The 14,101-nt window shown below is 65.4% G+C and carries 13 protein-coding genes; 10 read left to right on the top strand and 3 right to left on the bottom strand.

Annotated features, from left to right (window positions below; translation table 11 throughout):
• Positions 1-4: 4 nt before the first annotated feature.
• Genes ACODS0_RS08500 through ACODS0_RS08485 form a run of 4 tightly spaced genes read left to right on the top strand, consistent with a single transcriptional unit; the run spans position 5 to position 4,234 of the window.
• Entirely contained in the window at positions 5-1,036 is a 1,032-nt protein-coding gene (locus ACODS0_RS08500) for a tripartite tricarboxylate transporter substrate binding protein (protein ID WP_488834249.1), read from the top strand.
• 29 nt (positions 1,037-1,065) lie between these two features.
• A complete protein-coding gene (locus ACODS0_RS08495) occupies positions 1,066-2,592 on the top strand; it encodes a class I adenylate-forming enzyme family protein (RefSeq protein WP_488834247.1) in 1,527 nt (508 codons plus the stop codon).
• A gap of 17 nt (positions 2,593-2,609) precedes the next feature.
• Positions 2,610-3,404: a citryl-CoA lyase gene (locus tag ACODS0_RS08490; RefSeq protein ID WP_488834245.1), complete on the top strand. Its 795-nt coding sequence runs from the start codon at positions 2,610-2,612 to the stop codon at positions 3,402-3,404.
• Complete coding sequence (locus ACODS0_RS08485) at positions 3,401-4,234, top strand: SDR family NAD(P)-dependent oxidoreductase (protein ID WP_488834243.1); 834 nt, start codon at positions 3,401-3,403, stop codon at positions 4,232-4,234. The genes ACODS0_RS08490 and ACODS0_RS08485 overlap by 4 nt, the downstream gene beginning before the upstream one ends.
• Before the next feature lie 7 nt (positions 4,235-4,241).
• On the opposite strand, the gene ACODS0_RS08480 is transcribed toward ACODS0_RS08485, so the two are convergent.
• The 3 genes from ACODS0_RS08480 to ACODS0_RS08470 form a co-directional block, all read right to left on the bottom strand.
• Entirely contained in the window at positions 4,242-5,315 is a 1,074-nt protein-coding gene (locus ACODS0_RS08480) for a porin (protein WP_488834240.1), read from the bottom strand.
• 55 nt (positions 5,316-5,370) lie between these two features.
• Complete coding sequence (locus ACODS0_RS08475; RefSeq protein WP_488834373.1) at positions 5,371-6,291, bottom strand: Bug family tripartite tricarboxylate transporter substrate binding protein; 921 nt, start codon at positions 6,289-6,291, stop codon at positions 5,371-5,373.
• A 117-nt stretch (positions 6,292-6,408) separates the two neighbouring features.
• Entirely contained in the window at positions 6,409-7,500 is a 1,092-nt protein-coding gene (locus tag ACODS0_RS08470) for a 4-oxalomesaconate tautomerase (RefSeq protein ID WP_488834238.1), read from the bottom strand.
• 179 nt (positions 7,501-7,679) lie between these two features.
• On the opposite strand from ACODS0_RS08470, the gene ACODS0_RS08465 reads away from it, so the two are divergent.
• The 6 genes from ACODS0_RS08465 to bcsA all read left to right on the top strand — a co-directional run bounded on the left by ACODS0_RS08465 (position 7,680) and on the right by bcsA (position 14,100).
• Positions 7,680-8,621, top strand: coding sequence for a LysR family transcriptional regulator (locus tag ACODS0_RS08465; protein WP_055398073.1), 942 nt, complete (start codon positions 7,680-7,682; stop codon positions 8,619-8,621).
• Positions 8,618-9,748, top strand: coding sequence for a tRNA 2-thiouridine(34) synthase MnmA (gene mnmA / locus ACODS0_RS08460; RefSeq protein WP_055398068.1), 1,131 nt, complete (start codon positions 8,618-8,620; stop codon positions 9,746-9,748). Before ACODS0_RS08465 ends, mnmA begins: the two co-directional genes overlap by 4 nt.
• Before the next feature lie 332 nt (positions 9,749-10,080).
• Positions 10,081-10,557: a cellulose biosynthesis protein BcsD gene (gene bcsD / locus ACODS0_RS08455; RefSeq protein ID WP_488834236.1), complete on the top strand. Its 477-nt coding sequence runs from the start codon at positions 10,081-10,083 to the stop codon at positions 10,555-10,557.
• A 44-nt stretch (positions 10,558-10,601) separates the two neighbouring features.
• Positions 10,602-11,138, top strand: coding sequence for a cellulose biosynthesis protein BcsP (bcsP, locus tag ACODS0_RS08450; RefSeq protein ID WP_488834234.1), 537 nt, complete (start codon positions 10,602-10,604; stop codon positions 11,136-11,138).
• On the top strand, positions 11,135-11,917 hold the full coding sequence (bcsQ, locus tag ACODS0_RS08445) for a cellulose biosynthesis protein BcsQ (RefSeq protein WP_055400301.1): 783 nt from the start codon (positions 11,135-11,137) through the stop codon (positions 11,915-11,917). The genes bcsP and bcsQ overlap by 4 nt, the downstream gene beginning before the upstream one ends.
• Positions 11,914-14,100 (top strand): UDP-forming cellulose synthase catalytic subunit, encoded by a 2,187-nt coding sequence (gene bcsA / locus ACODS0_RS08440; RefSeq protein WP_055400303.1) that lies wholly within the window; start codon positions 11,914-11,916, stop codon positions 14,098-14,100. The genes bcsQ and bcsA overlap by 4 nt, the downstream gene beginning before the upstream one ends.
• The last annotated feature ends 1 nt before the right edge of the window (position 14,101 follow it).

The raw sequence follows: 14,101 nt of genomic DNA, 5'->3' as shown, positions 1-14,101 counted from the left end.
CACCATGAGCCCACACACCCCCGCCGCGCTGGGTCAGCGCAAAGCTTCGCCATCCCTGCCGCGCCGCGCCCTGCTGGCGCTGGTCGCCACCCTGGCCTGCGGCGCCGCCATGCCATTGCAGGCCCAGCCCAATGCCTCGGGCTGGCCCACCAAACCGGTCAAGCTGGTGGTGGGTTATGCGGCGGGCGGCGCCACGGACGTGATTGCGCGCATGGTGGCCGTCAAGCTCGGCGACCAGCTGGGCCAACCCGTGGTGGTGGACAACCGCGCAGGCGCCAACAGCAACGTGGGCGCAGAGGCCGTGGCGCGCGCGCCGGCCGATGGCTACACGCTCTACGTCTACACCATCGCCAACACCATCAACGCCACGCTGTACCCCAAGCTGGGCTACGACCCGGTCAAGGACTTCGAGCCCATCGGCATGATCGCCAAGATTCCGAACATCCTGGTGGTCAACCCCAAGCTGCCCATCAAGAACCTGGCCGACTACGTGCGCTACGCCAAGGATTCCAAGGACGGCATCACGTTTGCGTCGTCGGGCAGCGGCTCGTCCATCCACCTCTCGGGCGAGATGTTCAAGATGCAGTCCAAGCTCAAGATGCTGCATGTGCCCTACCGGGGCAGCGCACCCGCCGTCACCGACCTGCTGGGCGGCCAGGTGGATTCGATGTTCGACAACACGCCGTCGGCCCTGCCGCATGTGCAGGCGGGCAAGCTGCGCGCCATTGCCATCACCAGCGCCCAGCGCTCGTCCCTGCTGCCGGACGTGCCCACGCTGGCCGAGTCGGGCTACACGGGCTTTGATGTGCAGTCGTGGTTTGGCCTGGCCGCACCGGCGGGCACGCCGCGCGCCGTGATCGAGCAGGTCAACGCGGCCCTGAACAAGGTGCTGGCCCAGCCCGAGGTGCGCACGCGCCTGCAGGAGCTGGCCGCCACGCCCGACGGTGGCACCCCCGACAAGATGCGCCAGTTTGCCGCCGCCGAGATCAAGCGGTGGCGCGAAGTGGTGAAAGAGTCGGGCGCATCCGCCGAGTGACAGATCACCCACACAACCTCACCTCTTTCATGTTCCCCATCGACTTCTTCTGGCGGGCCGCCCAGCGCTGGCCCGACCGCATTGCCATCGACGCGCCCGAGGGCGCCATCCGCTACGACGCGCTGGCCGCCCGCGTGGCAGCGCTCGCGGCGGGCTTCACAGCCATCGACCCCACACCCCAAAGCCGCGTGGGCATTTGCGCGGGCAACAGCGCCGACCACATCGCCGCGCTGCTGGCCGTGCTGGCCTGCGGCAAGGTGTGGGTGCCGCTTAACCCCAAGAGCACGCGGCCCGAGATCCGCCGCATCATCGACGCCACCGAGCCCACCCTGCTGGTGCTGGACGCCGCGTGCGCCGACCTGCTCGAAGGCGCGCCCGGCACCCGCGTGCTGACCGGCGCGCAGGCCGCCGATGGCACCGCCACCCTGGCCAGCTGGGCCGCTGCGCACGCTGGCGCCCCCCGCCCGCAGCTGGATCTGCCGGACGACGCCACCCAGGCCATCAAGTTCACCGGCGGCACCACGGGTGCACCCAAGGGCGTGATGCAGCCCTACCGCGCGTGGATGGCCAACATCGCCAACCAGATCCACGCCTGGGGCTTTGACGAGCACGAGCGCTACATCGTGGCCGCACCCATCACACACGGCACCTCCACATACATCCTGCCCATCCTGGCGCAGGGCGGCTGCCACGTGGTGCTGGCCGGCGCGGGCGCCGAGGCGGTGCGCATGGCGTTCCGCGAGCGCGGTGGCACCGTGTGCTTCATGCCGCCCACGCTGGTCTATATGCTGATGGCGCTGCCCGGCGCGTCGCGCACGGACTTTCCGCGCCTGCGCCGATTGATCTACGGCGGCGCGCCCATGCCGCCCGACAAGATCCGCCAGGTGCGCGACTTTTTCGGCCCGGTGCTGGGCACGACCTACGGCCAGACCGAGGCGCCGCAGATCCTCACCGTGCTGTGCCCCGAGGACTTCGAGGACGAGCGCAACCTGGCCTCGGTGGGCCGCACCACCTGGTTCAGCGACGTGGCCATCATGGCGCCCGATGGCCGCCTGCTGCCCCCGGGCGAAGTGGGCGAGGTGGTGGCGCGCGGCGACCTGCTGATGACCGGCTACTGGCGCCTGCCCGAGAAGACCGCCGAGACCCTGGTGAACGGCTGGCTGCACACCGGCGACCGGGGCCTGATCGACGAGCGGGGGTTTCTCTACCTCAAGGACCGGCTCAAGGACATGGTGATCACCGGCGGCTTCAACGTCTACCCCGTGGACGTAGAGAACGCGCTCGGCCAGCACCCTGCGGTGCACGAATGCACCGTGTTCGGCCTGCCCGACGACAAGTGGGGCGAGACCGTGCAGGCCGCCGTGCAGCTGCGCACCGGCGAAGCGGCGAGCGAGGCCGAGCTGATCGCGTTTGTGCGCGAACGCCTGGGCCCAGTGCAAACGCCCAAGCGCATCCATTTTCACGAGAGCCTGCCGCGCTCGCCCGTGGGCAAGGTGCTCAAGTCTGCCGTGCGCGATGCGGCCCTGGCTGCCCTGGCCGGTACGGCCACTGCCTGAATGAAGGAACCCATTTCATGACCCACCCTGCTTCCAAGACCCCCGTCACCCGCCTGTGCACCCACACCCTCACCAGCCTGCATTACCGCGATGCGGACCTGGTGGAGGACCTGATGGGGAAGAAGACCTTCACGGAGGTGATGCTGATGCAGATCCTGGGCCGCAACCCGCGCGGCGTGGACCTGCGCATCACCGACGTGGTGCTCATCGTGCTCATGGAGCATGGCCTCACGCCCAGCGCCATCGCCACGCGGCTCATCTACATGAGCGCGCCCGAGAACCTGCAGGGCGCCGTGAGCGCGGGCCTGCTGGCCGTGGGCAGCTCCTTCGTGGGCACCATGGAGAACTGCTCGGGCCTGCTCGACCGCATCGCAGCGGCGCAAGACCCTGAAGCGGAGGCGCTCACCATTGCGCGCCACTACAAGGGCCTCAAATCCCCCGTGCCCGGCTTTGGCCACCACCTGCACAAGCCCGTGGACCCACGCGCCTACAAGCTGCTCGAAATGGGCTGCGCCGAGCCCGATTTGCGGGGCGACAAGATCCGTGCGCTGGAGACGCTGTCCAAGGCCGTGGATGAGGTGGCTGGCCGCCCCATCACCATCAACGCCACCGGCGCGGTGGCCGCGCTGCTGGGCGAGATCGGCGTGCCCACGGCCGTGATGCGAGGCTTTGCCGTGATCTCGCGCGCGGCCGGGCTGGTGGCGCACATCGTGGAAGAGCAGCAAAGCCCCTCGGGCCGCTTCATCTGGGACACGGTGGAGCACGCCATTCCCTTCGTTGGCGGCAGTGCCGGCCAGGGCACGGACGCATGAGCGCACCGCCAGCCCATTCACCTGCCCTGCCGCTCGATTTGTCAGGCCGCGTCGTCTTTGTGGCCGGAGGCGGGTCTGCCGGACCGGGCTGGAGCATTGGCCGCGCGGCCTGCGTGACCTACGCGCGCCTGGGCGCCAGCGTGTGTGTGGCGGACCGCGACGCAGCTTCGGCCGAAGAGACCACGGCGCTCATTCACGCCGAGGGTGGCACGGCCGCCACGCTGGTGGGTGACGTGGCGGACGCGGCCGATGTGCAGCGCCTGTTTGCCGAGGCGCGCGAGCGCTTTGGCGGCGCCATCGACGTGCTGCACCACAACGTGGGCATCGGCAAGACCGGCGGCCCGCTGGAGACGAGCACCGAAGACTTCGACCGCATCCATTCCGTCAACGTGAACAGCCTGTTGCTGGCCTGTCAGCAGGTGCTGCCGGGCATGGTGGAACGGGGGCGGGGTTCCATCATCGCCATCTCGTCCATCGCGGGCATGCGCTACCTCGGCTATCCGCACCTGGCCTACGGTGTGACCAAGGCGGCCGTCACGCACTTTACCCGCATGCTGGCGCAGCAGTACGCGGGCCAGGGCGTGCGCGCCAACACCGTGGTGCCGGGGCTCATCGACACGCCGCGCATTGCCACCACGGTGGCGAAGATGTTCTCGGACACCAGCCTCGACGAAGCCCGCGCCGCGCGCGCCCGCCAGGTGCCCATGGGCCGCATGGGCACGGCCTGGGACGTGGCCCATGCCTGCGCCTTCCTCGCCAGCGATGCCGCCGCCTACGTGACCGGCACCGAGCTGGTGGTGGACGGGGGCATCACCGGCAAGTTCGTGTAAGGCAGGCTCAGAACGTATGCACCACACCGGCGGAGATGCCGGTGGCCGTGGCCTTGTTCGCCGCACCCTGGAAGCCGTTGCGCCAGCGGGTGTTGTCCAGCTCGGCATACACCTTCGTGCGGCGCGAGAGCTTGTATTCGGCAAACGCCACCAGGCGGCCGTAGCCGTCGTCGGCGGCGCCCGTGCGGGTGCGGTCCACCTTGTAGTAGGCAGCCGTCAGATCGAACAGGGGCGTGACGGACCAGGTCGCGCCTGCCGAGAACACGCGCTGCACCGTGTGCTTGCCGACCGCTGTCTCGGCCTCGCTGCGTGCCGCGTTGGCCGCCAGGCGCACGGTGTTCCATTGGTAGGCCGCGCCCAGGGTGGCTCCGTCCAGGGTGCGCTGGTTCGTGTCCTTGAAGGTCTGGAATGCGCCTGACAGTGTGACGCCGCTGGCCGCATAGGCCATGCCAACCCCGCGCGACGACAGGGCCGATGTCTTTCCAGCCACTTCACCCGTGCCCAACATCGCCCGTGCGGTGAGGCCGCCAAATCGCGCTGTGTACTTGATCGCGTTGTCCAGCCGGTACGAGCCTGACGTGGACCCCGCACTGCCGAACTCGATGCCCAGGCCATGCTGGCTGAGCGCGGCCACGCCGATGCTGGGGTTGAAGCTGGCAAAGCGCATGCCCAGCGGGTCCACGGGCGAGATGGCATCCGCCAGTGTGGTGGTCTGGCGGCCCAGGGCCAGCGTGCCCCATCCGCCCTCCAGACCGACCCAGGATGCGCGATCAAAGGTCTTGCTGGCGTTGGCAGAAGCGCCGGTGTCGGCGTTCAGTCCGCTCTCGAACTGGAACAGCGCCTTGGCACCGCCCCCCAGGTCTTCGCTGCCGCGAAGCCCCCAGCGGCTGGTGGTGTGTATGCCGCTACCCAGGCTGTGCGACGAACCGGGGGCTGCCGCATTGGCCGCCGTGAGGCCGCTGCCGTGGCGCAGCCCCAGGTCCACGGTTCCATACAGCGTGACGCCGTTGGTTTGTGCCGCGACGCAGCTGCTGGCCAGCGCGGCACAAAGCGCACCGATGTTGCCTGTTCTTTTTTTCATAGATGTCTCCTGCCTGATTGAAATCTGAAACGGGTGCGAGGGTATTTCTGGGGGCTCAATCGGGGGTGAGCTGGGCTTTGTGCACGACGCCCTTCCACTTGGCGATCTCCTGGCGTACGGTCAGGGCCAATTGCTCGGGCGTGCTGGGGTCCACCACGGCGCCTTGTTCTTCAATGCGCCGTGCCACGTCCTTGTCGGCCAGGGCGGTGTTCAGGGCCTTGTTGAGCTGGTCGATGACGGGCCGGGGCGTTTTTCCAGGGGCAAACAGGGCATACCACTGCGTGATCTCGACGCCTTTCACGCCCGCCTCTTCGAGCGTGGGCACATCGGGCAACAGCGATGAACGCTTGGGGCCTGCCAGCGCCAGGGCGCGCAGCTTGCCGTTCTTGACGTGGGGGTAGGCTGAGAACAGACTGGGGAACATGACCTGGGTCTGCCCGGCCATGGTGTCATTCATCGCGGGCGCGGCACCCCGGTAGGGCACGTGGGCCATTTGCGCACCGCTTTCCAGCTTGAAAATTTCGGCGGAGAAGTGCGGGGCTGTGCCGTTGCCGGCCGAGGCGTAGTTGAAGTCCTGGGGCTTGGCTTTGGTCAACGCCACCAGCTCGCCCACCGACTTGGCTGGCACCTTGGGGTGAACCACCATGAGCGTGGGCGAGTAGCTCACCATGCCAATGGGCTCGAACTGCGTGATGGGGTCGTAGCGCAGCTTTTGCAGCGCAGGGCTCATGCCGTGGGTGCCGATGTAGCCAAAAAGAATCGTGTGACCATCGGGCGCCGCGCGGGCCACAAACTCCGCCGCAATGGCACCGTTGGCGCCCGCCTTGTTCTCCACAATGACCTGTTGCCCCAGCAGGGTGGACAGCTTGAGCGCCACCACGCGCGCCATGCCGTCGTTGCCACCGCCAGCGGCGGTCGGCACCACGAGCGTGATGGGCTTGTCGGGATAGGCCGCATGTGCCAGGGAGGGGATCATTTGCACAGCGGCAGCGAGGGCCGCCACGGTGATCAGGGTGCGGCGTGCGCGCGATGGCGCAAAGTGTTGGCGAATCATTTTTTTGTCTCCTGTCATCCAAAGGGTTGGGGTGTGAAATCAGTGGGTGAATGCGTTTTCTGAAACGAACAGCGTGCCCTCCAGAATCTTTCGCGCGGTGCGGACCAGCGCGGCCTGCACCAGCTTGAATTGGCCGTCCACTTCGGTGAGTTCCACGTCCACATGAATGCGGCCGGCGGGGTGCAGCACTTCCACACGGCGTGTGCCTGCAATGGCGTGCTGCAGGGAGTCGGTGATCACCGTGCCTGGCAGCACGTGGGCAGCAGCCACGCCAATCGCACCGGTCACGGCGTGTGAGCGGTGGCAGCGGTGGGGTGTGAAATAGCGCGAGACGACGCTGCCCGGTTGATCGCCCGCAGACACGATCACGGGCTTGGGCAGCACGCTGTTCGACACATCGCCCATGCCCATCCGCAGGCCGGCTTCGCATCGCAGGGCTTCCAGCCTGGAAAGCAGTTCGGCATTGGTATCCAGCTCTGCAGGGCTCTCGTTGCCGCACAGGCCGAGGTCCGCTGCCCGCACGAGCACCATCACCTGGGCGGCATCGATACAGGTGACCTGCAGGCCGTGGATGGTGTCGATGCGCTGGCCGGTCGGGAAAATCTGGCCCGTGACGGCGCCCCAGGCGTCCAGGAAGTTCATCAGCACCGGTGCCGCAGTGCCCTGCACGCCGTCAATATGCACATCGCCGTCGTAGCGCACCCGTCCGCCAGCGGTACACACCTGCACATCAATGCGTGAACGGGTGTTGACGTTGTAGACCCGTACCGTGGTGGTGTTTCCATGGCCGGAAGCGGGCACCAGCCCCTGCTCGATGGCAAAGGGCCCCACGCCCGCCAGCATGTTGCCGCAGTTGGGCCGCGTGTCCACGCGGGCCTCTTCCACACTGACTTGGGCGAAGAGGTAGTCCACATCGCAGTCGGCATGTACCGACCTGGAAACGATCGCCACCTTGCTGGTCAGCGAGTTTCCTCCACCCAGGCCGTCAATCTGCAATTCATGCGGCGAGCCCAGCGCGGCGATCAGGGTGCGGTCGCGCGCCGCAGGGTCTTGCGGCAGCCAGTCGGCCAGGAAGAACGGCCCCCGGGAAGTGCCGCCACGCATCAGAACGCAAGGAAGGTTGTAGCTCATGGGTCGGCATGGTGCGACGCTTCATCTGTTCTGTGAATTGCATTGTTGACAATGATTGATGCATGCAGCGCAATAGGCTATGAGCCCTTGTACATGGTGAAATCACGTTCGTGAATTGCAATGTTCTGATCGTTTGATGCGTGCTGCGCAACAGCGAAACGTCTTGAAAGCCCATGCCCATGAACAACAAATTCGATCTTGCTGACATCCAGGCCTTTGCCGCGGTGGCTGAGCTGCAGAGCTTTCGTGCTGCGGCCGAGGCGATCCACTTGTCGCAGCCTGCCTTCAGCCGTCGCATCGACAAGCTCGAAGAAGCCCTGGGCGTGCGCCTGCTTGACCGCACCACCCGCCGTGTCACGCTCACGGCCGTGGGCCGTGACTTCGCGCGCAAGACCCGCGTGTGGCTGGATGACCTGGACGGCATGCTCATGGGCCTGGGCGACGTGGCCGCGCGCCGCATGGGCGAGGTGACGATTGCCTGCGTGCCGTCGGCCGTGTATTACTTTTTGCCGCAGGTGGTCAAGCGCTACCACGAGCGGTTTCCGAAAATCCGCGTCAAGGTGCACGACGCCAGCGCCAACGAGGTGCTGGTGGCCGTGGCGCAGGGCGATGCCGACTTTGGCCTCAATTTCATCGGCAGCCAGGAGGCCGAGATCGAGTTCAAGCCCGTGCTGGCCGAGCGCTTCGTAGCCGCCTGCCGGCGCGACCATGTGCTGGCGCGGCGCAAGAAGGTCACCTGGGCAGAGCTGGGCCAGCACGACTTCATGTCGGTGGGCAAGACCTCGGGAAACCGTCTGTTGATGGACCTGGCGCTGGCCAACGTGCCCGACCGCCCCCAGTGCCTGTACGAGGCCAAGCACGTGACCACGCTGCTCGGCCTGGTGGAGGCGGGCCTGGGCGTGGCTGCCGTGCCCAGCCTGGCCATGCCGGGCAAGGACCATCCCACGCTGGTGAGCATTCCGCTGATCGAGCCCGTGGTGACGCGCCAGATGGGGCTGATAAAACGCAGGGGCAAATCGCTGTCGCCCGCTGCGCAGCAGCTCTATGACCTGCTGGTGGCTACGCGTTCTGTGCGCCCACGCAGTGCTGCCACGGCGCAAAAAATACAATCGGGGCAATGACTGCCAATACCAAACCGCCCAAACAACGTGTTGTCGTGGGCCTTTCGGGCGGAGTGGACTCTGCCGTGACCGCCCACCTGCTCAAGCAACAGGGCCACGAAGTCGTCGGCATCTTCATGAAGAACTGGGAAGATGACGACGACAGCGAATACTGCTCGTCCAACATCGACTTCGTGGACGCCGCCGCCGTGGCCGACGTGATCGGCATCGAGATCGAACACGTCAACTTCGCAGCCGACTACAAGGACCGTGTGTTTGCCGAGTTCTTGCGTGAGTACCAGGCGGGCCGCACGCCCAACCCAGACGTGTTGTGCAACGCCGAGATCAAGTTCAAGGCTTTTCTGGATCATGCCATGCGCCTGGGAGCGGAGAAGATCGCCACGGGGCACTACGCCCGCGTGCGTCAGAACCCATCCTCCGGCCTGTTCGAGCTGCTCAAGGGGCTGGATCCCTCCAAGGACCAGAGCTACTTTCTGCACCGCCTGAACCAGGCGCAGCTGTCCAAGACGCTGTTCCCGGTGGGCGAGTTGCACAAGACCGAGGTGCGCCGGATCGCCGAGGAGATTGGCCTGCCCAATGCCAAGAAGAAGGATTCCACGGGCATCTGCTTCATTGGCGAGCGGCCGTTCCGCGAGTTCCTGAACCGATACATCAGCCATGAGCCCGGCCCCATCCTGGACGACCGGGGCCGCAAGCTGGGCCAGCATGTGGGCTTGTCGTTCTACACCTTGGGCCAGCGCCAGGGCCTGGGCATCGGCGGAATCAAGGAGAAGGGCGCACAGCGTGGCGGCGGCGAGCATGCGCCCTGGTTTGTGGCCCGCAAGGACCTGGCCAGGAACACGCTGCGCGTGGTGCAGGGGCACGACCACCCCTGGCTGCTGTCCTCCGCCCTGGAGGCGCAAGATGCCAGCTGGACGTCCGGCCACCCCCCTGTGCCGGGGAACTATGCCGCCAAGACCCGCTACCGGCAGCAGGACGCCGCGTGCACCGTCGTCAGCGCGGACGGCGCGGGTTTTCAGCTGCGTTTCCCACAGGCGCAGTGGGCGGTGACGCCGGGGCAAAGTGCGGTCTTGTACGACGGGGAGGTCTGCCTCGGGGGCGGGGTCATTTTTGGTGCGACAGACTGAAACATCTGGGACACATTAGCCCTCTAGCCGATTGTGGTGCACCCCCACAAATGGGGTTTTCTAATTAATTAAGACTATGGATTGAATAATCCAAATAGTAAATAATTAATTCTTGTGGCGTGACACCCACAAACTTCTACGTAGTTACCGCCAGTTGAACTAAGTTGACCTTTGGTTCGTCGCCACAAGCGTCATTTGTCACGGCGTGGCTTCTAGAATTCCCGAAAACGCTGTTTGAAACCACATGTATCAAAAAATGCACGTGGTAAACCCTTAGTTCATCTTGCTGACGGCCGTCAAAAACGGGCCCGAAGCTTGCTCGTGCTTGCACCATGTCTCAAATTGTTTCCATGCCTTCGAGCCCCGACATCGCCGCGCACCTGGTCCGGCAGCAGTGTTCGGTGCAATGGCGAGGGTTTTTCCAGGCTCTTGCAGCGGAATTTGTCGCGGCCCTGCCACCGGAAGACCTTCGCGCGCTGATGTTCCGGGTGGGCGCGCGGTTTGCGGCAGACCATCCTTTGCCAGCGTGTGCCACTGTGGAAGACCTGCAGCGCAGCATGACGGCGGTCTGGACGAGCATCGACTGGGGCTGGGTCGATTTGAGGCAGGAAGTTGAGCAGTTGAACATCCACCACAGCCTCTCGCCCGTATCTGCTGCATTCGGGCCGGACCACGTGCATTGGTCGGGTGGTTTCCTCGAAGGGGTCTACCAAAGCTGGTTCGACCAAGCGGGTGCCGGGCAACTCAAGGTGGTGCAGTGCGCACCTGCAGATACCTGGGGGTGTGTACACCTTCAGCTGTCGCGCTGAGCACCGGGTTTCGGATTTATATGTTGCGGCATTGGCGGTGACCCATGAAACACTCAGACGACATCGTGAACCTCTTTCAGCAGTTTGGGGCCAAGGCAGACCCCTACCATGAGCTGGCCCGCAAGCAGGAGCACCAACTCTCCAACGAGCGCTGGCCCCTTGTCTCTGCCGTGCGCAATGCCGTGGCCGATGATGTGCCCTCGGTAGACCGAAGCGCCGGTACCGCTGCGGCGCCGCTTCCCCAGCAGGCTCAGGCCTCCGTTTCGGCGCGACCAGAGCCCGTTGTGGCAGTGCAGCGCACTGCACCGGTCGCCGCCGAGTTGCCCCGCCCGGTGGCCGCGCCCGCAGCAGTAGCGGCAGACCGTCTGCCGCCAGCGGCTGCGCTGGCCTCGCGTTCCCCCCTGGCGGGTCTTGCGGGCCTGCGTGGACAGGCTGCGCCGACTGTTGCTGAAGAGCAGGCCGTGCACCAGGAGTCCTTGCCGGTGGACCTCCCATCGGTTTTTGCGCGTCTGGCGGGTGCTCCCGTGGCCGCCAGCGCTGCGCCAGCGCCCGCCTGGCAGCCTCGCAAGGGCCACCTATGAAAGTGATTGCCATCGTTTCTGCCAAAGGTGGCGTGGGCAAGACGACCCTGACTGCCAACCTGGCCACCGCATTGCAGCGCGAAGGTGTTGCGACGTTGCTGGTGGTGGACATGGACCCCCAGAATGCGCTGGGCTTGCATTTCGGCGCCGATCCCCGTTCTCTGGCCGGCGTATCCCGCGCCAGCCTGGCAGGCGAAGACTGGGGCTCGGTCTGCGTGCAAAGCCCATCGGGTGTGCATGTGCTGCCCTATGGCGTGGTGAACGAGTCTGACCGCGTGGCTTTCGAGCGGCACCTGGACGCACACCCGAACTGGCTGGAGCAGCAATTGCAGGGCCTGGAACTGCCGGAGGATGCCGTGGTGCTGATCGACACGCCGCCCGGTCCTTCTGTTTATATGCAGCAGGCGCTGTCGGCCGCCCAGGTGGTGGTGGTGGTCAGCCTGCCCGATGCGGCATCGTATGCGGCGCTGGCCCTGATGCAGCGGCTGGTGCACACCTATTGCACACCGCGCCCTGATTTTTCCGAAACGCTGTACGTGCTCAATCAGGTGGACGGCGCGCGCCAGTTGTCCAAAGACATCACGCGTGTGATGCAGGACAACCTGGGTGAGCGTCTGGTGGGCGTGGTCCATGAAGACCAGGCGGTGCGCGAGGCGCTCGCCTACGACCAGAGCGTGCTGGAGTATGACCCCCAAGGCCAGGCGGCCGATGACCTGCGCAAGTGCGCGCGCGTCCTTGCGCAGCGCCTGCGACTGCCACTGGCTGGAGCCGCGCAATGAGTATCGACCAACGCCCGCAGGCCGACGAGGTAGCTGACGCCGATTCCCACAGTCCCCAGGCACACTGGCGCACCGTGGTGCATGCCATCACCGGGTGGGATCTGTGGCAGCACCCCGTAGCGCGTGTCGCGGCTGTGGTGTTCAGTGCCTTGCTGATGGGGTTGGTCATCAGCGTACCGCTGGATCTCCAGGGGCAGATTCTCTTTTCGGTGGGTTCGTTTGGTGCGGCCTTGCTGCTGAGCAGGACCCCCGGCCGCCTGTCCACGCTGGCAATGATCGTGCTGTCGATCTCGGCCTCGTCGCGTTACATCTACTGGCGTTTTACCGACACCATCGGCTTTACCAACTGGCTGGATGCGGCATTCGGCTATGGCCTGGTGCTGGCAGAGCTGTATGCCTTTGCGGTGCTGCTCATTGGCTACTTCCAGACGGCGTGGCCCCTGCAGCGCCGCCCGGTTCCCATGCCCCAGGACATCAGCACCTGGCCCAGCGTGGATGTGTTCATTCCGACGTACAACGAGCCGCTTGAAGTGGTGCGCCAGACGGTGTTCTCGGCCATGAGCCTGGACTGGCCCGCCGATCGCCTGCACGTGTATGTGCTCGACGACGGCCGCCGTCCCGAGTTCCGTGAGTTCTGCGAAGAGCTGGGCGTGGGCTACCTGATCCGCGACAACAACCACCACGCCAAGGCGGGCAACATCAACGCGGCGCTCAAAGTCACGAGTTCCGAATACATCGCCATCTTTGACTGCGACCACATCCCCACGCGTTCCTTCCTGCAGGTCTGCATGGGCTGGTTCTTCAAGGACACCAACCTGGTCATGCTGCAGACGCCGCACGTGTTCTTCTCACCCGATCCGTTTGAGCGCAACCTGGACACGTTCCACCGGATGCCCAACGAGGGCGAGTTGTTCTACGGCATCGTCCAGGACGGCAACGACCTCTGGAACGCGTCGTTCTTCTGCGGTTCTTGCGCCATCATCCGCCGCAAGGAGTTGCTGGAAGTGGGTGGCATTGCGGTAGAAACCGTGACCGAGGACGCCCACACGGCGCTCAAGCTCAGCCGCCTGGGCTACAACACGGCTTACCTCGAAGTGCCTCAGGCTGCGGGCCTGGCCACCGAGAGCCTTTCCGGCCACGTAGGCCAGCGCATTCGCTGGGCGCGGGGCATGGCGCAGATCGCGCGCACCGACAACCCGCTCTTTGGCAAGGGTCTCAAGTTCGGCCAGCGGCTGTGCTACCTGAATGCGATGCTGCATTTCTTCTACGGACTGCCGCGCCTGGTGTTTCTGACTGCACCGCTGGCCTACCTGTTCTTCGGGGCCCACGTGTTCCAGGCCACGGCGCTGATGATCACCGCCTATGCGCTGCCCCACCTGGCCCACGCCAGCGTGACCAACTCCCGTATCCAGGGGCGCTTTCGCCACTCGTTCTGGAATGAGGTGTACGAGTCAGTGCTGGCCTGGTACATCATGCGCCCGGTGATCGTTGCCTTCATCAACCCCAAGCTGGGCAAGTTCAACGTGACGGCCAAGGGGGGCGTGATCGAGAAAGCCTATTTCGACTGGACCATTGCACGGCCTTATGTGGTGCTGTTGGTGATCAATCTGGTGGGTTTTGCGGTGGGGATCTGGAAGCTGTTCTCCTCCGCAGGCGACGAAACCACCACGCTGGTCATCAACATGGTCTGGACCACCTACAACGTCATCCTGCTGGGCGCCAGTGTGGCGGTGGCCAGCGAGACGCGCCAGATCCGTGGCACACCGCGCGTGGCGGCTGCCCTGCCCGCTGTCATCCGCTTCGATAACGGCCGCACGCTGGTTTGCAAGACCGAAGATTTCTCGCAGCACGGGCTGGGCCTGTCCGTTCCGGCGGACAGCGACATTCCCATGGGCAGCCGCCTTTCCGTGTCGCTGTTCCGGTCCGACGAAGAAGGTGTTTTTCCGGCCGTTGTCACGTTCAGTGGCAAGGGGCGTCTGGGCGTGAAGTTCGACAACCTCAGTCTGCGCCAGCAGGCCGAACTGGCATCGCTGACCTTTGCACGGGCGGATGCCTGGATTGCCACTTGGGGCACGGGCCAGCGCGACAAGCCGCTGCGCTCGCTCTGGAGCGTGATTGCGATCGGAGTGCGCGGCATGGGACAACTGACCGTCTCCGCCGTCAAGTCCCTCAAGCCCCGTTAAG

This window comes from Acidovorax sp. FG60, from assembly GCF_057808995.1.
This window is presented reverse-complemented; position numbering and strand designations above follow the sequence as displayed.